20 protein-coding genes and 3 tRNA genes are annotated in these 25,170 nt (G+C 73.3%); 10 read left to right on the top strand and 13 right to left on the bottom strand.

The window, feature by feature from the left end; all coding sequences use genetic code 11:
• Positions 1-21 precede the first annotated feature (21 nt).
• From ACZ6B1_RS05360 to ACZ6B1_RS05345, 4 genes are all read right to left on the bottom strand, one after another.
• Positions 22-1,950, bottom strand: coding sequence for an ABC transporter ATP-binding protein (locus tag ACZ6B1_RS05360; protein WP_468775151.1), 1,929 nt, complete (start codon positions 1,948-1,950; stop codon positions 22-24).
• Positions 1,950-3,683, bottom strand: a complete 1,734-nt coding sequence (locus ACZ6B1_RS05355) for an ABC transporter ATP-binding protein (RefSeq protein WP_468775149.1) — start codon at positions 3,681-3,683, stop codon at positions 1,950-1,952. Before ACZ6B1_RS05355 ends, ACZ6B1_RS05360 begins: the two co-directional genes overlap by 1 nt.
• Positions 3,684-3,815: 132 nt before the next feature.
• Positions 3,816-5,270: a xylulokinase gene (locus ACZ6B1_RS05350; RefSeq protein ID WP_468775148.1), complete on the bottom strand. Its 1,455-nt coding sequence runs from the start codon at positions 5,268-5,270 to the stop codon at positions 3,816-3,818.
• A 64-nt stretch (positions 5,271-5,334) separates the two neighbouring features.
• The gene (locus ACZ6B1_RS05345) at positions 5,335-5,640 is read right to left on the bottom strand and encodes a YtxH domain-containing protein (RefSeq protein WP_358927246.1); all 306 of its coding nucleotides are present in this window, start codon (positions 5,638-5,640) and stop codon (positions 5,335-5,337) included.
• A 161-nt stretch (positions 5,641-5,801) separates the two neighbouring features.
• Here ACZ6B1_RS05345 and ACZ6B1_RS05340 point away from each other — a divergent pair.
• The 3 genes from ACZ6B1_RS05340 to ACZ6B1_RS05330 all read left to right on the top strand — a co-directional run bounded on the left by ACZ6B1_RS05340 (position 5,802) and on the right by ACZ6B1_RS05330 (position 6,203).
• A tRNA-Asn gene (locus ACZ6B1_RS05340) sits at positions 5,802-5,874 on the top strand.
• Between the two features lie 6 nt (positions 5,875-5,880).
• Positions 5,881-5,953 (top strand) — tRNA-Asn (locus ACZ6B1_RS05335).
• 176 nt (positions 5,954-6,129) lie between these two features.
• Positions 6,130-6,203: transfer RNA gene (locus tag ACZ6B1_RS05330), tRNA-Ile, on the top strand.
• Between the two features lie 368 nt (positions 6,204-6,571).
• On the opposite strand, the gene ACZ6B1_RS05325 is transcribed toward ACZ6B1_RS05330, so the two are convergent.
• Positions 6,572-7,267: an ANTAR domain-containing response regulator gene (locus tag ACZ6B1_RS05325; RefSeq protein WP_468775147.1), complete on the bottom strand. Its 696-nt coding sequence runs from the start codon at positions 7,265-7,267 to the stop codon at positions 6,572-6,574.
• A gap of 211 nt (positions 7,268-7,478) precedes the next feature.
• Between ACZ6B1_RS05325 and ACZ6B1_RS05320 the strand changes: the two genes are divergently transcribed.
• Positions 7,479-8,423: an anti-sigma factor RsbA family regulatory protein gene (locus ACZ6B1_RS05320; protein WP_468776034.1), complete on the top strand. Its 945-nt coding sequence runs from the start codon at positions 7,479-7,481 to the stop codon at positions 8,421-8,423.
• Between the two features lie 9 nt (positions 8,424-8,432).
• Here ACZ6B1_RS05320 and ACZ6B1_RS05315 read toward each other — a convergent pair whose 3' ends face one another.
• A complete protein-coding gene (locus tag ACZ6B1_RS05315; protein ID WP_468775145.1) occupies positions 8,433-9,470 on the bottom strand; it encodes a rod shape-determining protein in 1,038 nt (345 codons plus the stop codon).
• Positions 9,471-9,521: 51 nt separating this feature from the next.
• Complete coding sequence (locus tag ACZ6B1_RS05310; protein ID WP_468775143.1) at positions 9,522-10,004, bottom strand: CU044_2847 family protein; 483 nt, start codon at positions 10,002-10,004, stop codon at positions 9,522-9,524.
• An 80-nt stretch (positions 10,005-10,084) separates the two neighbouring features.
• Between ACZ6B1_RS05310 and ACZ6B1_RS05305 the strand changes: the two genes are divergently transcribed.
• Positions 10,085-13,699, top strand: a complete 3,615-nt coding sequence (locus ACZ6B1_RS05305) for a S8 family serine peptidase (RefSeq protein ID WP_468775141.1) — start codon at positions 10,085-10,087, stop codon at positions 13,697-13,699.
• 61 nt (positions 13,700-13,760) lie between these two features.
• Here the strand turns inward: ACZ6B1_RS05305 and ACZ6B1_RS05300 are convergent, their stop codons facing one another.
• The 4 genes from ACZ6B1_RS05300 to ACZ6B1_RS05285 are packed head-to-tail and all read right to left on the bottom strand — an operon-like array spanning position 13,761 to position 18,329.
• Complete coding sequence (locus ACZ6B1_RS05300) at positions 13,761-15,104, bottom strand: carboxyl transferase domain-containing protein (RefSeq protein ID WP_468775139.1); 1,344 nt, start codon at positions 15,102-15,104, stop codon at positions 13,761-13,763.
• Positions 15,097-16,584 (bottom strand): acyl-CoA synthetase, encoded by a 1,488-nt coding sequence (locus tag ACZ6B1_RS05295; protein ID WP_468775138.1) that lies wholly within the window; start codon positions 16,582-16,584, stop codon positions 15,097-15,099. Before ACZ6B1_RS05295 ends, ACZ6B1_RS05300 begins: the two co-directional genes overlap by 8 nt.
• A gap of 41 nt (positions 16,585-16,625) precedes the next feature.
• On the bottom strand, positions 16,626-17,231 hold the full coding sequence (locus tag ACZ6B1_RS05290; protein WP_468775136.1) for an O-methyltransferase: 606 nt from the start codon (positions 17,229-17,231) through the stop codon (positions 16,626-16,628).
• 9 nt (positions 17,232-17,240) lie between these two features.
• A complete protein-coding gene (locus ACZ6B1_RS05285) occupies positions 17,241-18,329 on the bottom strand; it encodes a MerR family transcriptional regulator (RefSeq protein ID WP_468775134.1) in 1,089 nt (362 codons plus the stop codon).
• Between the two features lie 185 nt (positions 18,330-18,514).
• Here ACZ6B1_RS05285 and ACZ6B1_RS05280 point away from each other — a divergent pair, with 185 nt between their 5' ends.
• Positions 18,515-19,402, top strand: coding sequence for an ATP-grasp domain-containing protein (locus ACZ6B1_RS05280; RefSeq protein ID WP_468775132.1), 888 nt, complete (start codon positions 18,515-18,517; stop codon positions 19,400-19,402).
• Here the strand turns inward: ACZ6B1_RS05280 and ACZ6B1_RS05275 are convergent.
• Positions 19,399-20,310, bottom strand: a complete 912-nt coding sequence (locus tag ACZ6B1_RS05275) for a LysR family transcriptional regulator (RefSeq protein WP_468775130.1) — start codon at positions 20,308-20,310, stop codon at positions 19,399-19,401. The genes ACZ6B1_RS05280 and ACZ6B1_RS05275 overlap by 4 nt on opposite strands.
• A gap of 108 nt (positions 20,311-20,418) precedes the next feature.
• Here ACZ6B1_RS05275 and ACZ6B1_RS05270 point away from each other — a divergent pair, with 108 nt between their 5' ends.
• Positions 20,419-21,249 (top strand): oxidoreductase, encoded by an 831-nt coding sequence (locus ACZ6B1_RS05270; protein WP_468775128.1) that lies wholly within the window; start codon positions 20,419-20,421, stop codon positions 21,247-21,249.
• Positions 21,250-21,256: 7 nt separating this feature from the next.
• Here the strand turns inward: ACZ6B1_RS05270 and ACZ6B1_RS05265 are convergent, their stop codons facing one another.
• Positions 21,257-21,814: a hypothetical protein gene (locus ACZ6B1_RS05265; RefSeq protein WP_468775126.1), complete on the bottom strand. Its 558-nt coding sequence runs from the start codon at positions 21,812-21,814 to the stop codon at positions 21,257-21,259.
• A 133-nt stretch (positions 21,815-21,947) separates the two neighbouring features.
• Between ACZ6B1_RS05265 and ACZ6B1_RS05260 the strand changes: the two genes are divergently transcribed.
• The 3 genes from ACZ6B1_RS05260 to arfA all read left to right on the top strand — a co-directional run bounded on the left by ACZ6B1_RS05260 (position 21,948) and on the right by arfA (position 25,165).
• Positions 21,948-22,721, top strand: coding sequence for an IclR family transcriptional regulator (locus tag ACZ6B1_RS05260; protein WP_468775124.1), 774 nt, complete (start codon positions 21,948-21,950; stop codon positions 22,719-22,721).
• Entirely contained in the window at positions 22,718-23,581 is an 864-nt protein-coding gene (locus ACZ6B1_RS05255) for an SMP-30/gluconolactonase/LRE family protein (RefSeq protein WP_468775123.1), read from the top strand. Before ACZ6B1_RS05260 ends, ACZ6B1_RS05255 begins: the two co-directional genes overlap by 4 nt.
• A gap of 63 nt (positions 23,582-23,644) precedes the next feature.
• Positions 23,645-25,165, top strand: a complete 1,521-nt coding sequence (arfA, locus tag ACZ6B1_RS05250; protein WP_468775121.1) for an arabinosylfuranosidase ArfA — start codon at positions 23,645-23,647, stop codon at positions 25,163-25,165.
• The last annotated feature ends 5 nt before the right edge of the window (positions 25,166-25,170 follow it).

The following is a 25,170-nucleotide window of genomic DNA, read 5'->3' as shown; positions in this document are numbered from 1 at the left end:
TGTGAGCGGCCCCGCGGCGGATCAGTCCACCTCGGCCACGGCCTGGGCGAACTGCGCCTTGTACAGCCGGGCGTACGCCCCGTCGGCCGCCAACAGCTCGGTGTGCGCGCCCTGTTCGACGATGGAGCCGTTCTCCATCACCAGGATGGTGTCGGCGTCCCGGATCGTCGACAGCCGGTGCGCGATGACGAACGACGTCCGCCCGTGCGCGAGTTTGGCCATCGCCTTCTGGATCAGCACCTCGGTACGGGTATCCACGGAACTCGTGGCCTCGTCCAGCACCAGGATCACCGGGTCGGACAGGAACGCCCGCGCGATGGTGATGAGCTGCTTCTCACCGGCGCTGACTCCGGAGCCCTCGTCGTCGATCACGGTGTCGTAGCCGTCGGGCAGGGTGCGGATGAACCGGTCCGCGTGGGCCGCCCGGGCCGCCTCCTCGACCTCGCCCCGGGTGACGTCCCGGGAGGCGCCGTAGGCGATGTTCTCCGCGATGGTGCCGCCGAACAGCCAGGTGTCCTGGAGCACCATGCCGATACCGGACCGCAGTTCGTCCCGGGACATCCGCCGCACGTCCACCCCGTCCAGAGTGATGCGCCCGCCGGAGACGTCGTAGAACCGCATCAGCAGGTTGACCAGCGTGGTCTTGCCCGCACCGGTCGGGCCGACGATCGCCACCGTCTGCCCGGGCTCCACCGTCAGCGACAGATCCTCGATCAGCGGCTTCTCCGGGTCGTACCGGAACGACACGTGCTCCAGGCACACCCGTCCACGCAGCTCCTCGGGCCGCACGCCGGGCACCGGATCCGCCTCCTGTTCCTCCGCGTCCAGGAGTTCGAAGACCCGCTCCGCCGAGGCGACACCCGACTGCACCAGGTTCGCCATCGACGCGACCTGCGTCAGCGGCATCGAGAACTGCCGCGAGTACTGGATGAAGGCCTGCACGTCACCGATGGACAGCGCGCCCGACGCGACCCTGAGGCCACCGACGACCGCCACCAGCACATAGTTCAGGTTCGAGACGAACATCATCAGCGGCTGCATGACACCGCTGTTGAACTGCGCCCGGAACGCGGCCTCGTACAGCGCCTCGTTCTGCTCGGCGAACTGCTTCGCCGACTCCTCCTGCCGGCCGAACACCTTCACCAGGGTGTGCCCGGTGTACATCTCCTCGATGTGCGCGTTCAGCTTGCCGGTGGTGCGCCACTGCTGCACGAAGTGCGGCTGCGACCGCTTGCCGACCCGGGTGGCGACCACGAACGACAGGGGCACCGTCACCAGGGCGACCAGCGCCAGCAGCCAGGAGACGTAGAACATCATCACCAGCACGCCGATGATGGTCAGCACCGCGTTGATGAGCTGGCCCATCGACTGCTGCAGCGTCTGCCCGATGTTGTCGATGTCGTTGGTGGTCCGGGAGAGCACCTCACCGCGCTGGCGCTTGTCGAAGTAAGACAGCGGCAGCCGCGACAGCTTCGTCTGCACGGACTCGCGCAGCCGGTACATGGTGCGGTTCACGGCCCGGTTGACCAGCCGGGTGGCGACCGCCATCAGCACACCGGCGACCAGGAAGGTGCCGAGCGCGAGCAGCAGCACCTGCCCGACGGCACCGAAGTCGATGCCCTGGCCGGGGGTGAAGTCGGTGCCCTTGAGCATGTCCGCGATCTGGCCCTGGCCGCGCTCGCGCATCGACTGGAGCACCTGCTCCTTGGTGGCCCCGGCCGGCATCCGCCGGCCGACGATACCGGCGAAGACCAGGTCGGTGGCCCTGCCGAGGATCTTCGGGCCGAGCACGCTCAGGGTCACGCTGACGACCACGCACAGCAGCAGGGCGTAGATGGTGACCCGTTCGGGCCTGAACTGGGTGAGGAGCCGCTTGCCCGAGCCCTTGAAGTCCATCGAGCGCTGGTCGGGGCCGCCCCCGGCCATCATGCGTCCCATGGGCCCGGCCATCAGGCGGCCTCCGCTTCCGTCAGCTGGGAGAGCACGATCTCCCGGTAGGTCTCGTTGGTCGCCATCAGCTCGTGGTGCCGGCCGGTGCCGACCACCCGTCCCTCGTCCAGCACGATGATCCGGTCCGCGTCCCGGATGGTGGCCACCCGCTGGGCGACGATCAGGACGGTCGCCTCGGCGGTCTCGCGGCCGAGCGCGGAGCGCAGCGCCGCGTCGGTGGCGTAGTCCAGCGCGGAGAAGGAGTCGTCGAAGAGGTAGATCTCCGGGCGCTGCACCAGCGTGCGGGCGATGGCGAGCCGCTGTCGCTGACCGCCCGAGACGTTGGTGCCGCCCTGCGCGATCGGCGCGTCGAGCCCGCCCTCCAGCTCGGTGACGAAGTCCTTGGCCTGCGCCACCTCCAGCGCCTGCCACAACTCCTCGTCGGTGGCGTCCGGATTGCCGTAGCGCAGGTTGGTCGCGACCGTCCCGGCGAACAGGTACGGCCTCTGCGGCACGAGCCCGACGGTTCCGGCGAGCAGCTCGGGGTCGACGTCGCGGACGTCCACGCCGTCCACGAGCACCTCGCCCTCGGTGGCGTCGAACAGCCGCGGGACCAGGCCGAGCAGCGTCGACTTCCCGCTGCCGGTCGAGCCGATCACGGCGGTCGTCTCGCCCGGCCGGGCCACCACGTCGATGGACTTCAGCACCGGCTCCTCGGCACCCGGATAGCGGAAGCCCGCGCCGCGGATCTCCAGATGCCCGTGCCGGCGCAGCTCGGTCACCGCGGCGACCGGCGGCACCACGCTCGAGTCGGTCCCCAGGACCTCCTCGATGCGCTCGGCGCACACCTCGGCACGCGGCACCATCATGAACATGAAGGTGGCCATCATCACGGACATGACGATCTGCATCAGATAGGCGAGGAACGCGGTCAGGTCGCCGATCGCCATCCCGCCGCTGTCGATGCGGTGGGCGCCGAACCAGACCACCGCGATGGACGACACGTTCACCACCGTCATGACGATCGGGAACATGAGGGCGAGCATCCGGCCGGTGGCCAGCTGCATCTCGGTCAGGTCGCCGTTCGCCCTGCCGAACCGGCCCTGTTCGTACTCGTCCCGGACGAAGGCGCGGATCACCCGGTTGCCGGTGATCTGCTCGCGCAGCACCCGGTTCACCGTGTCCAGGCGCGTCTGCATCGACCGGAACAGCGGCCGCAGCCGGCGCACGATCAGCGTCACGGAGACGGCGAGCACCGGCACGACGGCGACGAGCACCGCGGACAGCGGCACGTCGAGACCGAGCGCCAGCACGATTCCGCCGACACACATGATGGGCGCCGAGACCATCAGGGTGAACGACATCAGGACCAGCATCTGGACCTGCTGCACGTCGTTCGTCGTGCGGGTGATGAGCGAGGGCGCCCCGAAGTGACCCACCTCACGGGCGGAGAACGATTGGACCCGGTCGAAGACCGCACCGCGCAGGTCCCGGCCGAGCGCGGAAGCGGTCCGGGCGCCGAAGTACACGGCGCCGATGTTGCACACGACCTGTGCCAGTGAGATGCCGATCATCAGGGCGCCGAAGGACAGGATGTAGTCCGTGTCACCCTTCACGACACCGTTGTCGATGATGTCGGCGTTGAGCGTGGGCAGGTAGAGGGTGGCGCAGGTCTGCAGGAACTGCAGCAGCACCAAAAACACTATGGGTTTCTTGTAGGGCCTGAGACAGGTCCGCAGAAGTCGTATGAGCACGCTACGTCTCTCGGAGTCGGCGACAGGGGCTGATCGATGTGCCCTTCGCCCCTATCGTCGGACACTCCACCCGCGTTACCTCAACCGATTAAGCCATCGGCGTGCTCCCGCACCCCGGAGGGTTTGGGCGGGTCACGGACGAAACGCCCCGGGATGGGTCTGCTCCCGGACCGACACGAACTGCTGCCGCACGGCCTGCCCCACCGCCAGTTCCTCGCCCGGCTCCAGCACCTGCGCGGCCGCGCCGTGCCAGGCCGGCGGGGTGCGCGGGTCGAGCGCCCCCTGCGACACGCCGAGCGCCCAGGCGGCCTGCCGGGCCGCACCGATCGCCGCGTAGTCGGCCGGCTGCGGCACGACGACCTGCGCGCCGAACAGCGACGGTGCCGCGGCCTGCACGGCGGGCAGCTCGGCGGCCGCACCGAGCAGGAAGACCCGCCGCACCTCGACACCCCGCCCGCGCAGCACGTCCAGCGCGTCGGCCAGCCCGCACAGCATGCCCTCGAACGAGGCCCGCGCCAGATGCTCGGGCTTCATCGACTCGCGCCGCAGGCCGGCCAGCGTGCCCGCGGTGTGCGGAAGCAGCGGTGTCCGCTCGCCCTCCAGATACGGCAGCAGCACCAGCCCGTGCGCCCCCGGCGTCGACTTCATCGCCAGGTCCGACAGGCTCTCCAGATCGGGCAGACCGAGCAGTTCGGCGGTGCCGCGCAGGGTGCGCACCGCGTTCAGGGTGGTCACGACCGGCAGATGCATGCCGGTGGCGTCGGCCAGGGAGGTGATCATCCCGGACTGGTCGGCGAGCGCCTCCGGGTGCACGGCCATCACGGACCCGGACGCCCCGAGGGAGACGACCGCGTCCCCGAGGCCGATCCCGAGCCCGAAGGCCGCGGCCATGGTCTCCCCGGTCCCGGCGGAGATCAGCAGCCCCTCCGGGGTGGTGCCGGCCGCGTCGGACGGGCCGATCACCTCGGGCAGCATCACCTGGTGGCCCAGCGCCAGCTCGACCAGGTCGGGCCGGTAGCCGCCGGTGGCCGCGGACCAGTACCCGGTGCCGGACGCCCCGCCGCGGTCGGTGGTGCGGCGCACCGGCCGCCCGAGAAGCTGCCAGACCAGCCAGTCGTGGGCCTGCAGCAGCACGGCGGTGCGCTGCGCGTTCTCAGGTTCGTTCTTGGCGAGCCAGCGCAGCTTGGTCACGGGCTGGGCGGCCTGGGGTACGGACCCCACGGCCTGGGCCCAGGCCTCCCGGCCGCCCAGCGCGTCGACCAGGTCGGCCGCCGCGACCTGTGCCCGCTTGTCCCCGCCGACCAGTGCCGGCCGGACGGTGTTGCCCTGGGCGTCCAGCGGGACCAGCGCGTTCTGCTGGGTCGAGACCCCGATGGCCTGCACACCCTCCAGCAGCCCGCCCCCCGCGGCCTCGCCCAGGGACAGCAGCCAGGCCTGCGGGTCCACGTCACTGGGGCGCCCGCCGCCCTCCGGCGTTTCGACCGGATGCGGGGCATACCCCTGCCTCAGCACGGCTCCGGTGTCCGTGTCGCAGACCACGATGCGCGTGAAATCGGGTGAGCTGTCCAAGCCGGCGACTATCCCCATGGCGAAAATTCTGCCGCATCGCGGCCATTGCTTCGGCCCTGGGAGGAGCGGTGCCGCCGGAGCGTTACGTGTTGCTGGTGCCCCAGTCGTCCTCGGGGGTGCCGTTCACGTTGCGTTCGCGCAGGGAGCGCACCCGCTGGGCCACCGACGCGGGGACCCGGTCGCCCACCTTGTCGCTGACCGTGTGGAACGCCTTGCCCGCGTACTGGCGGCCCTGCTGGGCGGCCGTCTCCGCGGTGTTCCGGACGGCGGGGTTCTCAGCGAGCCGGCGAGCCGATTTCTTCAGCTGCTCGTAGCGCTCGCGTCCGGCCCTCGTGCCCAGCACGTAACCGAGGGCCACTCCGGCGAGGAACGTAAGCCGGTAGCGCATGGCTGCCACCCTTCCCTTTGTCTGAGGTCTCTGGTGCGGCGTCGGCGCCGGGGGAGAACCGATTGGCGGAGCACCCCCCTGCTTGCGCTAATGTATGTGTCGCAGCGAGCGCGCGCCCCCTGGCGAATACCCAGGTAGGTGCGTTCGATGCAACGAGGCGATCCTCCGTAGCTCAATTGGCAGAGCAGCCGGCTGTTAACCGGCAGGTTACTGGTTCGAGTCCAGTCGGGGGAGCTTCGGTCCTCCGTAGCTCAATTGGCAGAGCAGCCGGCTGTTAACCGGCAGGTTACTGGTTCGAGTCCAGTCGGGGGAGCGCGTTGAACGAGGACCCTTCGGGGTCCTTTTTCATGTCCCTGGGAACCGCCGCCGACCTGGTGAAGTCCTCGAGGTCAGGAAGCAGCGCGGAAGCCGACCATCCGAAGCAGGAGATCGTATGAGCGGCTATGCTGCGGCAGACGGCGCGCACACATGTACGCGACACGCCGCTATGGGGCGGTAGCTCAGCCGGTTAGAGCAGCGGACTCATAATCCGTCGGCCGTGGGTTCGAGTCCCACCCGCCCCACTCAGTACTACTCCCGCAGAAACGTCTCACCATCCGGCGCCCGGCCGAGGACGCCGACGATCACTGCCCCGGGCCGCCGTACGGCCCGCCGCCGGCGGTCGGACGAATCGTTCGGGTTCGTCAAGCGGTTCGGCCAACAGCCCTCGAACGGTCATGACTTGCCGTGATTTTGGCTTGGACATGCCCTGCGCTGGGCACGGACCTCCTACCGGGAGCCGCCGCGGGGGCGGCGCCGGCAGGAGGAGGGCGTCATGGACCGTCGTATCCGGGTACGTGTCATTCGTCGGCCCGCCGCCCCGCGCGAGCAGGAGATCGACCGCAGGACGCCCTCCGGGCGCATCCTCCCGTACTGACCGCCGCGCCCGCCGTCACCGGTCGTCGTCGGCCGGCGGCACGTGGCGGGCCGCCGCCGCGCGCAGCGCGGCACGCAGGGCCTCGGGCGGCGCGGGACCGTCGGGCGCCGTGCTCGCGGTGACTGCGCCCGCCACCTCGCGCAGCTTCGTGTTGGTGCGCTGGGAGGCCTCCCGCAGGATGTGCCAGGCCTGTTCGGGGGTGCAGGAGTGAGCGGCCATCAGAATGCCGCGCGCCTGGTCGATCACCGGGCGGGAGTCGATCGCGTGCCGTAGTTGTGCGATCTCCGCCCGCAGCAGCCGCAGTTGCTCGGCCCGCTCACGGGCCACCGCGGAGGCACTGCGGGCGGGCCGGCCGGTCAACGGCGTGGCCGGCAGCGGGTCGGTGTCGTCCAGGCCCACCAGTTCCAGCACCCGGCGCGGCTGGCCCCGCCAGCCCGTGAGCGCGACCGGCACGCCGCGCCGGCGCCCGTACTCGCCCAGCACGTCCAGGAACCGCAGGCCCGAGGTGTCCATGAAGGACACGTCCCGCATGTCCACTTCGACCCGGGCGACGTCCGCCGGGAGGGCGGCCAGGGCTCTCGCCACCGTGTCCGCGCAGCCGTGCACCAGCTCCCCGCGCGCCTGGAGTAAAACCCGGTCAGGTACCGTCCGACCCTCGACGACCAGCGCGTCCAGCCTTCCGGTGTGAGGGTCTCGTGCCGCTGAGGTCATGTCTCCGCCCTGCTTCGGTCCTCGTGGCTCGCCCCTCACCTGCCCTCACGTCGAGGCCCCTACACCCTCGCGCAGCGGCACCGGGGCGCATACTGGGGCCCTTGTTCCCAGTGCCGCAGGGAGGCGTCGTGAGCGTGCCGGAGCCGGCGTGGCCCCCGAGGGCCGCCGCCGTACCGCCGGCCGCGGTGCGCTGCCCGGACGTGCCGGCGTCATGACCACGGCCCTCGGACCCTTCGCGCACCCCGCCCTCTTCTACGCGGACACCGAGCAGTACCTCGCCGGCACCGTGCCGTTCGTGCGCGCCGCCCTGGCCGCCGGTGAGCCGGTCGCGGTAGCCGTGCCGGGGGAGAACCTGCGGCTGATCCGGGACGCGCTGGGCGCCGACGCCGACGCCGTGCGATGCCTGGACATGCGGGAGGCCGGACGCAACCCCGGCCGGATCATCCCCGGCGTGCTGCACGCCGTCGCCGACGGCGGACCGCCCGGCCGGCGCGTGCACATCATCGGCGAGCCGGTGTGGGCGGACCGCAGCGCCGTCGAGTACCCCGCCTGCGCCCAGCACGAGGCACTCATCAACACGGCGTTCCGGGGCCGCGAGGTCACCATCCTGTGCCCCTACGACACCGCACACCTGGACGAGCGGGCGCTCGCCGACGCCCACGCCACCCACCCCGTCGTCATCGCGCCCGGCACCGCGGAGCCCCGTCCCAGTGAGGCCTACGACCCCGGTGGCGTCGTCGCCCGCTACAACCGGCCGCTGCCGCTCACCCCGGTCCCCGGGCCGGCCGTCCTCGCCCTCGCCTACGGCAGCGGCTCCCTCTCCAGGGCCAGGCACCTCGTCACCGAGCACGGCCGCCGGCTCGGCCTGACCGGCCTGCGGCTCGAGGACCTGTCCCTGATCACCGCCGAGCTGACCACCAACAGCGTGGTCCACGGCGGCGGCACGGGCGTGCTCACGGTCTGGGCCGAGGGCGGGCACGTGATGCTGGAGGTCCGGGACCGGGGCCGCCTGACCGACCCGCTGGCCGGGCGCCGTCCCGCCGCCGGCGGGCGGAGCGGCGGCCGCGGACTGCTCCTGGTCAACCTGCTGTCCGACCTGGTCCGGACGCACACGGCGGAGTCCGGTACGACGATCCGCAGCTACCTGTCCCGGTAGGGCACCCGCTCAGGCGGCGCGCGGGTTCAGGACGAGGGGTTCGACGTTGCCCTCCAGCATGGCGCCGAGGCCCTGGACCGCGCACAGCTCCGGCCGTTCCGCGATGTGCACCGGGATACCGGTCGCCTGACGCAGCATCTGGTCGAGGCCGGGCAGCAGCGCGGAGCCGCCGACCATCATGATCCCGCGGTCGGCGAGGTCGGCCACCAGGTCGGGCGGGCACTCGCGCAGCACCTTGCCGATGCCGTCCAGGACCGACGTCAGCGGGGTCTGGATGGCGTTGCGGACGGCCGCCGTCTTGACCCGCACACTGCGGGCGAGTCCGGTGACCACGTCCCGCCCGTGGATCTCCGTCAGCGAGGGCCCGTCCAGCGTGAGCCCGGTGCCGGACAGGGCGAGCTGCAGCGGCCGTACCGCCTGGCTGGGCAGCAGCAGCCGGTGCTCGAGCCGCAGGTGCTGCACGATCGCGTTGTCGACGGCCTCCCCGCCGACCGGGATCCGCTCGGCGGTGACGAGCGAGCCCATGGAGAGCACGGCGACCTGCGTGGCCGCCGCCCCGCACACCATGATCATGGTCGCCTCGGGCTGCTCCACCGGCAGTCCGCACCCGACCGCGGCCGCGATCAGCGTGTCCACCAGCTCGACCCGGCGCGCCCCCAGCCCGACCAGCGTCTCGATCGTCGCCCGCTGGGCGAGCGGGTCCGCGTCGTGCGGGGTGCAGGCCGCCGCCCGCAGCCGGGGCTTGCGGCGCAGGGCACGGCGCACCTTCTCGCCGAGCAGTTGCCGCAGCATGCGCTGCGCCATCTCGATGTCGACCACCGTGCCGCCGGAGACGGGCCGCACGACCTTGATGTATCCCGGCGTCCGCCCCGTCATCTTCTCCGCGAACTCGCCCACCGCGATCAGCGCCCCCGTCCGGGTGTTCACGGCCGCGACCGACGGCTGATCGACGACGAGACCGGCACCCTTCACATACACCCGGGTACGGGCCGCGCCCAGGTCGACGGCGAAGTGGCAGCGACGCAACTGCTCCAGGCTGACGGTCACGGCGGATCCTCCCGAGTGCGCAGGGCCTTGGAGGCCGGACGGTGGTTTCCTTCACACTCTCCGGGGGACGTCGACGGCGCGCCTGCCGGAGGGGGCCGGGCGGGGCGCCGCTGAATGGGGGGTTCGGCGCCGGACGGCCGTTTCGGAGGGTCCGCGCGGCGCGGCTCTGCCCCGGTGACGGACCGCGGCCCGGTTCGAGGGCTGTCCGGCCCAGCTCGGCCGGACCACTGGCTGCCCGTCCGCCGCGCCCTTGGTGATGACGGGGCCCGCCTCCGGGCCCGGTTTCACCCCGAACTCCAGTTCGGCGGAGGCGCGCCGGAGAGAGCCGTCCCGGAAGACCCTCGGCGCGGACGGGGCCGCCGCGCGCGCTTTGTCCGGGGCGCTCTCCCCAGTGCGTGAGGCCCGCACCGCCGGCGCCGCGCCCCCTGCCGCAGCGGCGGACGGCGGCCGAGGCGCGCCGGGCGACGGCGTGCCGTCAACGCCGTTGGCCGTAAGCGCCGTTGGCGGGAAGCCGCCAGGACACCTTTCCGCCACGGTCGTTCAACACCCCAGTACCACGCGACACATGACACTCGTCCCAGCACTCGACGCGCTCGACACGAGAAGAGGCGTGGATGACCAGAGGACCAGTCAGACGCGGGGCGGCCCTGCTGTCGGCGGGGCTTGTGATCGCCCTGTTGCCGAACGGGCCGGCGGTCGCGCAGCAGGCCGTCACCGCGGCACGGCGCACCCCGGACACCGCCACCACCGTCACCCTCGTCACCGGCGACAAGGTGACCGTCACCGACCTGGGGCAGGGGAGGAAGACGGTCACCGTGCGGCGGCCCCAGGGGGCCACCGGTGCCGTGCGGACCCAGGTGAACGGCGGTGAGATCACGGTCGTACCGGACGAGGCACAGCCCTACCTGCGGACCGGCAGCCTGGACCGGCGGCTGTTCGACGTGAGCGGGCTCATCCGGCAGGGGCTCACCGACACCAAGGCGGACGCGCTGCCGCTGATCGTGACCTACGGCAGGGGCTCGCGTGCCGCCACCCCGGCCGGCGCCGAGCGGACCAGGGCGCTGCCCAGCCTGCGCGGGGCCGCCGTGGAGGCCGCCCGGGGGCGGACCTTCTGGCGGTCCTTCACCCGGCGCGGGAGCGTGGACAAGGTCTGGCTCGACGGGCGAGTCAAGGCCGACATGGCCGAGAGCAACGCCCAGATCGGGACGGCGGCCGCCTGGGACGCGGGCCTCACCGGCAAGGGCGTCACGGTCGCCGTGCTGGACACCGGCGCCGACCTGACCCACCCCGATCTGAAGGACCGGGTCACCGACAGCCGGAGCTTCATCGAGGGCGAGGAGGTCGCCGACCGCAACGGCCACGGCACCCATGTCACCTCCACCGTCGGCGGCAGCGGTGCCGCATCCGAGGGCAAGGAGCGGGGCGTCGCGCCCGGGGCGACTCTCGCGGTCGGCAAGGTGCTGAGCGACCAGGGCTCGGGCAGCGAGTCGCAGATCATCGCGGGCATGGAGTGGGCGGCGCGCGACGTGCACGCCCGGGTGATCTCCATGAGCCTCGGCTCGACCGAGGCCAGCGACGGCACCGACCCCATGGCGCAGGCCGTGAACACCCTCTCCGCGGAGACCGGCGCCCTGTTCGTCATCGCGGCCGGCAACACCGGCGCCCCCTCCTCCATAGGCTCGCCGGGCGCCGCCGACGCCGCCCTCACCGTCGGCGCGGTGGACTCCGGCGACCAGGCGGCCTACTTCACCAGCGCGGGGCCCCGGTACGGCGACAACGCCCTCAAGCCGGACGTCTCGGCGCCCGGTGTCGACATCCTCGCCGCCCGCTCCCAACTCGTGGAGGGCAGCGGGCCGTACACCACGATGAGCGGTACCTCCATGGCGACACCGCACGTCGCCGGGGTGGCCGCCCTGCTCGCCCAGGCCCACCCGGACTGGCCCGGTGCCCGGCTGAAGGACGCGCTGATGTCCAGCTCCACGCGGCTGGACGCGTCCCCGTACACGCTCGGCGCCGGGCGGGTCAGCGTGCCGGACGCCGTCGAGGCCGACATCACCGCCACCGGCAGCGCCGACCTCGGCTTCTACGGCTGGCCGTACGACGCGGACAAGCCGGTCACCCGCACCCTCACCTACCGCAACTCCTCCGACGCGGACATACGGCTGACGCTGGCCGTCGAGGGCGGTCCGGAGGGCCTCGCCACCCTCGCCGACTCCTCCCTGACCGTCCCCGCGCACGGCGCCGCCTCCACCACCGTCACCGGTGACGGCGCGAAGGCACCGGTCGGCGAGAGCGGCGGGCAGATCGTGGCCTCGGTGCCGGACGGCACCCCGGTCGCGCACACCGTGTTCGGACTGGTCAAGGAGGCGGAGCGGTACACGCTCACCGTCCACGTCAAGGACCGCGCGGGCGCGGCCACCGCGGCCGACCTCGCCGTGCAGCGGCTCGCCGCGGGCGAGGACGCCCAGCCCGCGCACGTCGGCGACTCCGGCACCCTGAAGCTGCGGCTGAAGCCGGGCACGTACAGCCTGACCTCCTTCCTCGACGTGCGCGGCAGCCACGGCGCCGACTCGCTCGGCCTCGGCTTCCTCGCCGCCCCCGAGATCACCCTCGACCGGGACCAGGACGTCACCCTCGACGGACGGAAACTGCGGGAGGTGAAGGCCGACGTCCGCCGGCGCACCGAGACCCGGCAGCTGCTCATGGAGTACGACCGGAAGGCGAACGGCGCCGACCTGTTCGGCGCGGTCCAGGTGCCGCTCACCTACGACAGTGTCTTCGCCGCGCCCACCGCGAAGGTCACCGAGGGCGCCTTCGAGTACCGGACCGTGTGGCGGCTCGCCAAGCCGCTGCTGGAGGTCAACGGGATCGGCGAGGCCACCGTGCAGGCGGGCGGCTCGCTCGTCCAGGGCCGCACGAGGCTGCCGTTGACCGATGTCGGCGGCGGGCCGTTCACCGGGGTCGAGGGCAAGGCGGTGCTCGCGCACCTGGCCGACGGCGCCGACCCGGCCGCGCTGGCCCAGGCGGCCCAGGACGCGGGCGCCAAGGCGCTGTTCGTCACGGACGACGCCCCCGGCCGGCTGATGGCCTGGTGGGGCACGGACGACAACGCCGACCGGCCGTTGCAGATCGCCACGGTGAGCGGGGCTGACGCGGCCCGGCTGCGGGCGGCCGGCAAGGTCGACATGACCGGCACCCGCAACTCCCCGTACGTGTACGACCTGTCCGAGGGGCACCCGGGGGCGATCCCGGACCGGGACCTCACCTACGCGCCCTCCGGCCGCCGACTGGCAGCCGTGCACACCCGGTTCCACGCCGCGGAGCCGGTGAGCGGTGGTGAGTTCCGGTACTCGATCACCGGCACCTTCCCCATCGGTGTCGGCTTCCAGGAGCGCGTGGACCTGCCCGCCGAGCGCACCGACTACGTCTCCACCGGCCCCGGCCAGCTCTGGCACGAGTCCGTCACCGCCCGCGACGGGGCGCTGGAGGAGCGCAGCGGACTGATCCGCTACGACGGCGGATCACGGCAGGAGCTGAACTGGTTCCGCCCGGTGTGGCACCCGTGGCTGGGCACCGGTCTCGGCTGGGGGCAGCAACGTGCCGGGAACGGCATCCAGTTGAACACCCCCGGCTGGGGCGACTCCGGCCCCGACCACACCGGCTTCGGCGACGTGTGGAGCGAGGGCAGCGGGATGACCCAGACCACCGCCGTCTACCTGGACGGCACGCTCGTCGCCCGGCGCCCCGGCTCCGGCGCCTATGTGTGGGACGCGCCCGCCGACGAGCACACCTACAAGGTGGTCACCGACACCGCCCTGGACCCCGGCCTCTGGAAGCCCGGTACCGAGGGCCACAGCGAGTGGACGTTCCGGTCGGCGGCCACCCCGGAGGACCGCTGGACCTACCTGCCGCTGATCAACCTCGCCTTCGACGTCGACACCGACCTCGCCGGCACGGTGCCCGCCGGGCACCGCGTACCGGTCGGGATCGCCGCCTCGTACGTGGCGGAGGCCGCCGGCACCGGAACCCTCGGTGGCGGCAGGCTCGAGGTGTCCTACGACGGCACCACCTGGCGGACGGTCCGGCTCACCGCGGACCGGAACGCCTCCTGGCACGGCACCCTGACCGTGCCCCGCGACGCCACCCAGGTCTCCCTGCGGGCCTCGGCCCACGACGACAGGGGCGGCTCGGTCACCCAGGAGATCACCCGGGCGGTGGGGGTGCGGTGACCGGTGGAGCGGGGGCGGTTCCGTCAGGCCGCTCCCGCTCCGTCAGGCCCGTACGGGGGTCTCAGGGACCGGGGTGGTACATGATGCCCCGGATCACCCCCAGCTCCACCAGGTCCTGGGGGCGAATGCGGAGTTGCCCCGCGGTCGCCTCCACCTCCCCGGGCGGGCGTTTCAGGATGGCCGCCGCCAGTTCCGGGGCGATCACCGAGAAGTAGCTGTCCGGGGTGGCCCAGGTGTTGCCGGGCGCGGCCAGCGCGAGTGCCCCGCCGGAGCCGCCCTCGCCGATGACCAGCGTGGTGATCGGCACCCGGGCCGCCGCCACCGCGCCGAACACCTCGGCGATCGCGGCCCCGGCGCCCTGCCGCTCGGCCTCGGCGTCGTTGGCCGCGCCCGGCGTGTCCACCAGGGTCAGCACCGGGATGTCCAGCCGGTCGGCGAGCCGGATCAGCCGGGCCGCGGTCCGGTACCCGGCGGGCCGGGTCGCCGCCCCCGTCTGCGCCGCGTAGGCCACCGTACGGCCGTCCCGCTCGCCGAAGCCGCACAGCATGCCCTCGGGGTCGCTGCCGCCGCAGCGATCACCTTGGACGGTCACCCGGCGGCCGAAGTAGGTGTCCAGATAGGCCCGGGCGCGCGGCCGTTCGGGGGAGCGGGCCCGTACGACGGCCTCCCAGCCGGTGTCCGGGAGGGCCGGCGCGCCCAGGGCGTGCGGCGCCGGTGCCTCCCGCGCCGGGGTGGTGAGGAGTCCGAGCCAGCGCCCCAGCGTCTCGCGCAGCTCCGCCGGCGGCACCACCGCGTCCGCCGACCCCGCGGCCACCTGCGACTCCGCGGTGTAGGCGGCCGGGTCCGCGTCCGGCGGCCGTACCCGGGAACCGGCGAAGCCCACCTGGGCGCCCGGGAGCGCCAGGATCACGTCGGCCCCCGCGCCCAGGGTGGCCCAGCCGCCGCCGGTCGTGGGGTCCCGCACCACCGCGATCTGCGGCAGCCCCGCCTGACGGGTGAGCGCCGACTCGCGGGCCACGCGCTGGAGCTGGGTCAGCGCGAGCATGCCCTCCTGCATCCGGCTGCCGCCGGTGGCGACGAGCGGTACGACCGGCAGCCGGTGGGCGCGGGCGTGCCGGTACGCGGCCTCCAGCCGGTCCCCGGTGCGCTCGCCGAGGGAGCCGCCGAGGAAGCCGAACTCGAACGCGATCAGCACCGCCCGGGTGCCGCCGACGCTCGCGGTGCCGCACACCACGGACTCCTCCTCGCCGGTGCGCTCGGCGGCACCGGCGCGCGCGGCGTCGTGACCCTCCCAGGCGAGGGGGCCGTCGGTGTCGTAGGTCCTGGTGGCGGAGGGGAGTTCGTGGAAACTCGCCTCGTCCGCGAGCAGTGCGAGGATCTCCCGTGCCGACAGCCGCTCAGGCATCGGCCACCAGCGCCCGCTTCATGATCTTCCCCATGTCGTTGCGGGGAAGGGCGTCCAGGTGACGGACCACGCGCGGGCGCTTGTGCGGGGCGAGCCGCCGGGCCACGTGGTCGGCCAGCTCCGCGTCGGAGGGCGGCGCCTGCGGGTCCGAGGGGACGATCCACGCCACGATCCGCTCGCCCAGGTCGGCGTCCGGCTCCCCGGTGACCGCCGCCTCCCGCACCCCCGGATGCTCCAGCAGCGCGTTCTCGATCTCACCCGCCCCGATCTTGTAACCGCCGCTCTTGATCAGGTCGGTGGCCTTGCGCCCGACGATGCGGACGTAGCCGTCGGGCTCGCGCACCGCCATGTCGCCGGTGCGGAACCAGCCGTCGGCGGTGAACGCGGCGGCGGTGGCGTCGGGCCGGTGCAGGTACTCGGTGAACAGGTTCGGGCCGCGCACCTGGATCTCGCCGACGCTCTCCCCGTCGTACCCGGTGATCGGCGTCCCGTCCTCCTCCACCAGCCGCAGCTCCACACCCGGCAGCGGCACCCCGACCGTCCCGGCCCTGGCCTCGCCGTCGGCCCGGACGCTGGTGTTCATGAGGGTCTCCGTCATGCCGTACCGCTCGATCACGCGCCGGCCGGTCGCCGCCGCGATCCGCTCGTGGTCGTGCACGGGCAGCGCGGCCGAGCCGGAGACCAGCAGCCGGGCCCCGCCGAGCGCCTTGGCCAGCTCCGGATCGCCGGGAAGGGCCTCGGCGATGCGGTGGTACATCGTCGGCACCCCGAACAGCATGGTCGCGCCGTCGTTCAGCTCGCGTGCCACGCCCTCGGTGCTGAACCGCCCCAGGTGCCGCACCGAGCCGGCCCGGCGCAGCGGACCGAGGGTGCCCAGCACCAGCCCGTGCACATGGAACAGGGGCAGCCCGTGCACCAGCACGTCCCGGTCCGTCCACTGCCAGGCGTCGGCGAGCGCGTCCAGGGTCGCGGCCAGGGCCCGGCGCGGGACGACCGCGCCCTTGGGCGGGCCGGTGGTGCCGGAGGTGTAGACGATCAGCGCGGGGTCGCCGTCACCGGCCCGCTCCTCGGGCAGCGGGGCGGTGCCGCCGGCGTCGACGTCGAGACGCTCCAAGTGGTCCAGGGCGGAGGGGAGTTCCGCGCCGGGTGCGGCCAGGACCAGGCTCGGCGCGCTGTCGGAGACGATGTGCGTCAGCTCCTTGTCGCCCGACTTCGGGTTCAGCGGCACCGCGGCCACCCCGGCGAGCAGCGCGCCGGTCACCGCGACGGCGGTCTCCAGCTCCGGGGTCGCCCACACGGCGACCCGGCCGGCACCGCACAGGCGCGCGGCGACCGCACCCGCGGCACCCGCGAGCGCGCCGTACGTCAGCGACCGCTCGCCGAACCGCAGGGCGACCCTCCCCCGGACTTCGTCCGGGGGAGCCCCCATATCGCTGCGCTTGCCCGGACCGTCCACCAGGGCGGGAAAGAGGGAGGACACGCGGCGCACTCCTTGGACTCGGGGGCTTCGGTCCTCCCTTCCTACACCAGCCGCCGCGTTCCCACGACGGCGCTCAGATCCGCCGCGAGCCGCAGCTCGGCCGAGCGCAGCGCGGGATGTCCGAGCCAGTGCAGCCGCGCCCGGTCCACCACGCCCTCGTGCAGCGGCGGCCAGCCGGTCGCCGGGGTGAAGTCGTCGACGACGACCGTTCCGCCGGGCGCGAGCAGCTCCGCCACGTCGGCCGGTTCGTCCCCCGGCACCTTGCCCTGCCCGCCCCCGTCGAGGACGAGCAGATCGAACGGCCCGTGCTCCGCGATCCGCCGCCAGTCGCCGGTGAGCACCGTGACCCCGGGCCGGTCCGCGAAGACCCCGGCGGCGAGCCGCGCCCGCTCGGGGTCCCGCTCCACGCTGTACAGCCGCACGCCAGGCCGGGCCCCGGAGGCCAGCCAGGCCAGCCCCACCCCGAGCCCGGTGCCGGTCTCCCCGATCCGGGCCCCGGCCCCGCCCGCCAGCGCGTGCAGCAGCCGGCCCTGTTCGGGCCGGCAGGAGTGGGCGAAGCCGTGGGCGCGGGCGGCGGCCAGGGCGTCCCGCACGAGCGGCGGGAGCCCGGCCGCACCGCTGTACGCGTCGGTGCCGTCGGTCGCCATACGGCACTTCTATCCCACCGGGACCGACGGTGCGGCGGCAAGGACCACATCGGCCACGACACAGCTCACGTTGTCGGGGCCGCCCGCCGCGTTCGCCGCGTCGATCAGCACCCGTACGGCTCGCTCGGGGTCCGCCTCACCGGCGAGCAGCTCCTTGATCCGCGCGTCGGCCACGACCCCCGTCAGACCGTCCGAGCACAGCAGGTACCGGTCGCCCGCCCGGGCCTCCTGCAGCCGCAGATCGGCGGCCACCGCCGGACCGCCGATACCGAGCGCCTTCAGCAGCAGGGCGCGCTGCGGATGGCTCTGCGCCTCCTCGGGGCTCAGCCGCCCCTCGTCGATCAGCGACTGCACGACGCTGTGGTCGTGGCTGATCCGGAACAGCCCGCCGTCCCGCAGCAGATACGCCCGCGAGTCCCCGATGTGCACGAGCGCCAGCTTCGAGCCCGTCCACAGCAGCGCCGTCAGCGTCGTGCCGACCTCCGCACTCCCGTCGGCCACGTCCCGTACGGCCTCGCCGGCCGAACGCACCGCCTCCTCCAGCAGGTTCAGCACATCGCCGGCGCCCGGTTCCGCCCCCTCGTCCAGGAACCTCAGCGCCTCTATGGCCGCGCTGCTCGCGGGCGCCCCCGCCGGGCCGCAGCCGTCGGCGACGGCGAGCAGCCTGCGGCCCGCGTACACGGAGTCCTGGTTGGACGGGCGGACGTGCCCACGGTCGGAGTGGGCGGAATAACGCAGTTCCAGCATGGTGGTGTGGTCCTTTCTCGACTCTCCGGTCAGCTGGTCGACGAGGAACGCGGCGAGATCCCGCCGTACGGCCGTCTCCGCCTCGACCCGCGCCCAGTACGCCCGGACCTCCTGTGCGGCCTGCGCCGCGTCCAGGGCGCACACCGCGCGGATCTCGGCCAGCGGCATGCCCAGCCGTCGCAGCCAGGCCACGAGCCGGGCCCGCCGGAGCTGCTCCACGGCGTAGTACCGGTAGCCGGTGTCCGGGTCGACCCGGGCGGGCCGCAGCAACTCCAGCTCGTCGTACAGCCGCAGCGCCTTCGGCGACAGCCGGCTCGCCTTGGCGAAGGCGCCGATCGTCAGCAGCTCCATACGGACCTCAGCTCCACAGGAATCCCGTCGTCAGGAGAACGCCGTCCGGGAGAACGCCGCGTTCCTCGCTTCCGCCACCGATGCTGGGGCTTCCCCGAAGGTGAAGGTCAAATGGGCTGTCCCGGTTCCCGGGGCGGTTGTTAGCCTCGCAACCGATCGAACCGCCGTACGACAGGGAGCCCGCCGTGCCCCGTATCGCCCTCGCCACCTACGACCCCGGCGACCGGCCGAGCAAGGACCGCGACCTGCCGGTGCTGGTGCGCGCCCTGCGCGAGGCGGGGGCCGACGCGGAGGCCCGGTACTGGGACGACCCGACGGCCGACTGGGGCGGCTACGACCTGGTCGTCATCCGCTCGACCTGGGACTACAGCTGGCGCGCCGGGGAGTTCGGGGCGTGGGTGGAGCGGGTCGGCGGCCTGACCCGGCTGGCCAACCCGGCCGCCGTGGTCCGGTGGAACTCCGACAAGCGCTACCTCGGCGAGCTGGCGGCGGCAGGCGTGCCGACCGTCGAGACCCGCTACATCGCCCCCGGCGAGCCGGCCGAGCTGCCCGCCGGACACGAGTACGTGATCAAGCCGACCTCCGGCGCGGGCGCCCGGTTCGCCGCCCGCTACACGCCGGACCGGCACGAGACGGCCGTACGGCAGCTCGCGCGGATGCACGCCGAGGGCTTCACCGCGATGGTGCAGCCGTATCTGCGCAACATAGACGTCAGCGGGGAACGGGCGCTGCAGTTCTTCGGCGGGCGCCTGCTGCACGCCAGCCGCAAGGGCGCCGTCCTCGCGCCCGGCACCCCGTACGACGCCGACAAGGTGGCCCACCCGGAGCTCGAGCCCTGGCAGCCCACGGACACCGAACTCGCCGTCGCCGAGAAGGCGCTGGCGTCCGTGCCCGGCGCGCCCGGACTGCTGTACGCGCGCGTGGACCTCGTCGACGGCGAGGACGGCCTGCCCCGGGTGATGGAGCTCGAACTGGTGGAGCCGAACCTCTTCCTCTTCCTGCACCCCGCCTCCCTGCCCCACGTCACGGAGGCGATCCTGGCGGCGGCGGAGTCTCAGGGCCCGACAGGCTAGGAGCCCGTGAGCCCGGCCGTGGCCCGGCAGGCCTCGGCGTACGCCCGGACCAGGGGCCGGTCCTCGTCCTCACGGCGCCAGGCCAGGGCGTAGCGGCTGGGGCCGATGCCCCGGACCGGGCGGGTGGTGACCCCGCCCCGGGTGATCAGCGGGGCGTTACCCGCGGCCACCAGGCAGATGCCGAGCCCGGCGACCAGCGCCTCGTACGTCTCCTCGGCCCCGGCGATCTCCGCTCCGACGCGCGGTGCCCGCCCCGCCCGGGCGTCCAGCGCGAGCCAGTAGTCGCGCAGCGGGCCGGCGCTCTTCGGCAGGGCGAGGAACGGCTCGTCGAGCAGGTCCGCGAAGTCGATCTCGTCGCGGGCGGCGAGCGGATGCGTGTCGGGCAGGGCGACCAGGCGGGCCTCCTCGGCGAGCACCGTCCAGGCGTAGCGCTCCTCGCCGGGCAACGGCAGCCAGACGAAGGCGACGTCCGCGCTGCCGTCGGCCAGGCCCGCCGTCGGGTCGTCCCAGCTCACCTGGCGCAGCCGCGCGGTGACCCGGGGATGCGCGGCGGTGAAGCGGGAGCGGATGGCCGGCAGCATTCCGCCCCGGCCCGGGCTGGTGCTCATGCCCACCACGAGCGTGCTGCGCTGTGCGGCCTTGGCCGCCTCCACCGCCGCCGCGCCCTCCGCCAGGGCGGCCAGCACCCGCCGGGCGTGCGGCAGCAGCGCCTCGCCGGCCGCCGTCAGCGCCACCCCGTGCCGGTCGCGGCGCAGCAGCTCGGCCCCCAACCGCCCTTCGAGGGCCCGGATCTGCTTGCTGAGTGCGGGCTGGGACACGTACAGCCGCTCGGCCGCCCGCGTGAAGTGCAGTTCTTCGGCGACCGCGACGAAGTAGCGCAGGTCCCGGGAATGGACGTCCATCGTCATGACCGTTGGTTATCACCGTTGGTCTTGGACGGGCAACGGTATCCCCCGGCAGGCTGTTCCATGTCAGGAAGTGGTACCGGAAAGAACGTGATCCCACGGGGAGTTGCCATGAACAAGGTGTGGCTGGTGACCGGTGCGAGCAGTGGCTTCGGGCGGGCGATCACGGAGGCGGCGCTCGCCGCCGGGGACGTGGTGATCGGAGCCGCCCGGCGCCCGGAGGCGCTGGCCGATCTGGTGGCCGCGCGTCCCGACCAGATGGAGGCGCTGCGGCTGGACGTCACGGACGGCGCCGCGATCGAGGAGGCCGTACGCGACGTGGTGGCGCGGCACGGGCGGATCGACGTGCTGGTCAACAACGCGGGGCGCACCCACGTGGGTGCGGTCGAGGAGACCACGGACCAGGAACTGCGGGACCTCTTCGAACTGCACTTCTTCGGCCCGGCGGCCCTGGTGCGGGCGGTGCTGCCGCACATGCGGGAGCGGCGCTCGGGCGCGATCGTGCAGATGAGCAGCATGGGCGGGCAGATGTCCTTCGCGGGCTTCGGGGCCTACAGCGGGACGAAGTTCGCGCTGGAGGGCCTGTCCGAGGCGCTCGCCGACGAGGTGCGGGAGTTCGGCGTCAAGGTGCTGATCGTGGAGCCTGGCGGGTTCCGGACCTCGCTGATGGAGACCACCCGGGCCGGTGTGAGCGCGGACAGCGGGCTGTACGCCAACGTGGCCCGGACCCGCGGTCTCGTCGCGAACGGTGACGGCACGCAGCCCGGTGACCCGGCCAAGGCCGCGGCCCTCATCCTGGCCGCGCTGGAGGCGGAGCGAACCCCGCTGCGGCTGCCGCTCGGCGAGGACGGGGTGAGCGCGGTGCTGGCCCACCTCGACCAGGTCCGTGAGGACGTCGCCGGCTGGGAGAAGCAGGCCCGGGCCACGGCCTTCGACGACTGAGCCGGTCTCAGTCCCGGACCGCCGTCCGCTGGAGCAGCCCCCAGGTGAACTCGGCGACCACCTCGTGCCGGACGCCGTCCCGGCCGGGCGCCGAGAAGGCCAGACCCCATCGCGTGGGGGCGGTGCCCTCCAGTGGACGGGCCGGGGCGAAGGCGCGGGCGGCCTCGTCGACCGTGCAGGACCACGGGGCGAGGTCGTCCAGGGTGTGCAGGGCGGGGGCCGGTGCGCCGGGCGCGCGCACCAGCCACTCGTTCCATACCGCGCCGTCGGGGGAGACCAGCACCTCGAAACGCAGGTCCGGCCAGAGCGGGAGCACCCACCGCCGGGCCTCGCAGTCGACGTCCCCGAGGCGGCGCGGGAGCACCGACTCGGGCTCGCCGAGAACGGACCGGTAGCGGGCGGCGGCGGACCGGGACCTGGGGGAGCGCACCATCGCCTGCCAGCGCTTGTTGGCCTCCCGCATCTGCGCCATGGACGCCCCGAGCCGCCGCTGGGCCTCGTCGACCAGGTCCGGGTTGTGGTCGGCCATGCGGCGCAGCAGCACGAGCTGGAAGTCGAGAGGCATGACACCCATGGTGCCGTGGAGGCGGTCGGGACCATTGCCCGGGCAACCCCGCGTGGCTAGCCTGTGTTCGTCATGCCGATCGCCTGTTGAAATCTCGAACATAGGCGCTTAACCCCAAGGGAGGGGGCCGGACGTGGGACGCCTCGTGCCTGCCGTGACCCGGGCTCTCGACATTCTTGAGCTGTTCCTCGACGGTGACGGGACGCTCTCCGCCCCCGACATCGTGCGCAAGCTGCAACTGCCGCGCACCACCGTGCACGAGCTGGTCACCACGCTCGCCGCGCGCTCGTACATCGTGCCCGTGCCGGGACAGACCGGACGGTACCGGCTCGGAGTGCGCCCGTACCAGCTCGGCAGCCGGTACGCCGAGCAGCTCGACCTCGCGGCCGAGGGTCAGCAGGTGGCCCGCTCGGTGGCGGAGACCTGCGACGAGACGGTCCACGTGGCCATCCTCGAGGGCACCGACGTCATCTACATCGCCAAGGTCGACTCCACGCACGCCGTGCGCATGGTGTCCGCCGCCGGCCGCCGGCTGCCCGCCCACTGCACCTCCGTCGGCAAGATGCTGCTGGCCTCGCTGCCCGAGCCGGAGCTGACCGCGCGGATACCGGACGGCGCCGGGCTGGCCGCGATGACGCCCAACAGCATCACCGATCCCGGAGCGCTGCGCGAGGCCCTCGCGGAGATCCGGGAGCGGGGCATCGCGGTGGAGAGCCGCGAGTCCAACCCGGACGTGTCCTGTGTGGCGGCCCCGGTGCGCGACCGCGCGGGAAAGGTGGTCGCCGCGCTGTCCATCTCGGTCCCCATGATCCGCTGGAGCGAGGAGCGCCGGGCCGAACTGGAGCAACTGGCCGTCAAGGGCGCGGCGGAGCTGTCCGAGCGGCTGGGCCACCGGGGGACGGCGTGAGGGCCGGGTCCGGGGCGGCGTACGAGGTCGCCGTACGGGCCGAGGCGGAGCTGGGCGAGGGCCCGACCTGGGACCCGGCGACGGGCCGTCTCCTCTGGGTCGACGTCCTCGGCATGCGCGTACACACCTACGACCCCGCCTCTGGCCGCCGCACGGTGCGCACCACCGAGCAGCACGTCGGCGCGGCGAAGCCGAGGGCGGGCGGCGGTCTGGTGCTGAACCTGCGGGACGGCGTCGCACTGCTGGACCCGGACGGCGCCTTTCGCTGGCTGCACCGCGAGCCGGTCCCGGGCCGCCGGGCGAACGACGCCGCGGTGGCCCCGGACGGGTCCCTCTGGGCGGGCACGATGCGGTACGACGAGGCGGTGGGCGGCGGCACGCTGTCCCGTCTGACCGGCGACGGCGACGTGCGGACGGTGCTGCCCGAGGTCACCGTCAGCAACGGCCTGGGCTGGAGCCCGGACGGCCGGCTGCTGTACTACGCCGACACCCCGACGCGGCGGGTGGACGTCTTCGAACCCGACGCCGAGGGTGCAATCCGGGGGCGGCGGCCGCTGGTGGAGATCGAGGAGGGGGCGGGGTTCCCGGACGGGCTCACGGTCGACGCGGACGGGTGCGTGTGGGTGGCGCTGTGGGGTGGGGGCGCGGTGCGGCGGTACACGCCGGGCGGTGAGCTGGAGCGCGTGGTGGAGGTGCCGGCTCCACTGACGACCGCCTGCGCCTTCGGCGGGTCCGACCTGACGGATCTGTACATCACCACCGCGCGGGTCGGGTTGACGGCGCCGCATCCTGTGTCCGGGTCGGTGCTGGTGGTGCCGGGGGCCGGGCGGGGGGTGCCGCAGCCGGCGTTCGCCGGGTGACCGGTGCCGGCCCGGGCCGGCTGCCTGTGAGGTCTGTTCAGCCACCCACCTGGAAAGGCACCCATGAGCAAGCGCACCGCCCGCTTCACCCTCGACCCCGCCTTCACCGTCGGCGAAGTGAACCCCCGCCTGTTCGGCTCCTTCGTGGAACACCTCGGCCGCTGCGTCTACACGGGCATCTTCGAGCCGGGCCACCCCACCGCCGACGCCGAGGGCCTCCGCACCGACGTCCTCGACCTCGTGCGCGAGCTCGGGGTGACGGCGATCCGCTACCCCGGAGGCAACTTCGTCTCCGGCTACCGGTGGGAGGACTCCGTCGGGCCCGTCCAGGACCGCCCCCGCCGGCTCGACCTCGCCTGGCACTCAACCGAGACCAACCGGTTCGGCCTCTCCGAGTACATCGCCTTCCTGCGGAAGATCGGCCCCCAGGCCGAGCCCATGATGGCCGTAAACCTCGGTACCAGGGGCGTCGCCGAGGCCCTGGACCTCCAGGAGTACGCCAACCATCCCGCGGGCACCGCCCTCGCCGACCTCCGCGCCGCCCACGGCGACAAGGAGCCCTTCGGCATCCGGCTGTGGTGCCTCGGCAACGAGATGGACGGTCCCTGGCAGACCGGCCACAAGACGGCGCAGGAGTACGGCCGGATCGCGGCCGAGACGGCCCGGGCGATGCGCCGGCTCGACCCCGGCGTCGAGCTGGTCGCCTGCGGCTCCTCCAGCCAGGCCATGCCCACCTTCGCCGCCTGGGAGGCGACGGTCCTCCAGGAGACGTACGAACTCGTCGACCACATCTCCCTGCACGCCTACTACGAACCCGTCGACGGCGACCTGGACTCCTTCCTCGCCTCCGCGGTCGACATGGAGTCCTTCATCGAGAACGTGGTGGCCACCGCCGACCACGTCGGCGCCCGCCTGAAGTCCAGGAAGAAGATCAACCTCTCCTTCGACGAGTGGAACGTCTGGTACCTCTCCCGGTGGGAGGAGCACGCGCGGGACATGGACCAGGGCGACTGGCCCGAGGCCCCCCGGCTGCTGGAGGACGACTACAGCGTCACCGACGCCGTCGTCCTCGGCTCGCTGCTGATCGCGCTGCTCCGGCACGCCGACCGGGTCACCGTCGCCTGCCTCGCCCAGCTCGTCAACGTGATCGCCCCGATCATGACCGAGCCCGGCGGCCCGGCCTGGCGGCAGACGACGTTCTTCCCGTTCGCGCAGGCCTCCCGGCACGGACGCGGCGAGGTCCTCGACGTCCGCGTGGACTCGCCGACGTACGAGACGCGGAAGTACGGCGAGACCGACCTGCTGCACGCCACCGCCGTGCGCGCGGCGGACGGCACGGTCACCGTGTTCGCGGTCAACCGCGGCCGCACCGCACCGCTGCCGCTCGAAGTCGCCCTGAACGGCCTCGACCTGACCACGGTCACCGAGCACAGCGCCCTCGCGGACGCCGACCCCGACGCCCGCAACACCCTGGCCGACCCCGAGCGGGTCACCCCGCACCAGGTCCGGGGCACCGCCCTCACCCACGGCGTCCTCACCGCCGTACTGGAGCCGCTGTCCTGGAACGTGATCAGGCTGGCGTAGCGCCG

The organism is Streptomyces sp. NPDC041129 (assembly GCF_055592265.1).
This window is presented reverse-complemented; position numbering and strand designations above follow the sequence as displayed.

Excerpts from the sequence above, each read along its gene's own strand:
- ACZ6B1_RS05320 (WP_468776034.1), top strand. The coding sequence starts at position 7,479 with ATGACCACGGCCCTCGGACCCTTCGCGCACCCCGCCCTCTTCTACGCG.
- arfA (WP_468775121.1), top strand. The coding sequence starts at position 23,645 with ATGAGCAAGCGCACCGCCCGCTTCACCCTCGACCCCGCCTTCACCGTC.
- ACZ6B1_RS05350 (WP_468775148.1), bottom strand. The coding sequence starts at position 5,270 with ATGGGGATAGTCGCCGGCTTGGACAGCTCACCCGATTTCACGCGCATC.
- ACZ6B1_RS05270 (WP_468775128.1), top strand. The coding sequence starts at position 20,419 with ATGAACAAGGTGTGGCTGGTGACCGGTGCGAGCAGTGGCTTCGGGCGG.
- ACZ6B1_RS05290 (WP_468775136.1), bottom strand. The coding sequence starts at position 17,231 with ATGGCGACCGACGGCACCGACGCGTACAGCGGTGCGGCCGGGCTCCCG.
- ACZ6B1_RS05325 (WP_468775147.1), bottom strand. The coding sequence starts at position 7,267 with ATGACCTCAGCGGCACGAGACCCTCACACCGGAAGGCTGGACGCGCTG.
- ACZ6B1_RS05360 (WP_468775151.1), bottom strand. The coding sequence starts at position 1,950 with ATGGCCGGGCCCATGGGACGCATGATGGCCGGGGGCGGCCCCGACCAG.
- ACZ6B1_RS05265 (WP_468775126.1), bottom strand. The coding sequence starts at position 21,814 with ATGCCTCTCGACTTCCAGCTCGTGCTGCTGCGCCGCATGGCCGACCAC.
- ACZ6B1_RS05305 (WP_468775141.1), top strand. The coding sequence starts at position 10,085 with ATGACCAGAGGACCAGTCAGACGCGGGGCGGCCCTGCTGTCGGCGGGG.
- ACZ6B1_RS05285 (WP_468775134.1), bottom strand. The coding sequence starts at position 18,329 with ATGGAGCTGCTGACGATCGGCGCCTTCGCCAAGGCGAGCCGGCTGTCG.
- ACZ6B1_RS05345 (WP_358927246.1), bottom strand. The coding sequence starts at position 5,640 with ATGCGCTACCGGCTTACGTTCCTCGCCGGAGTGGCCCTCGGTTACGTG.
- ACZ6B1_RS05275 (WP_468775130.1), bottom strand. The coding sequence starts at position 20,310 with ATGACGATGGACGTCCATTCCCGGGACCTGCGCTACTTCGTCGCGGTC.
- ACZ6B1_RS05300 (WP_468775139.1), bottom strand. The coding sequence starts at position 15,104 with ATGCCTGAGCGGCTGTCGGCACGGGAGATCCTCGCACTGCTCGCGGAC.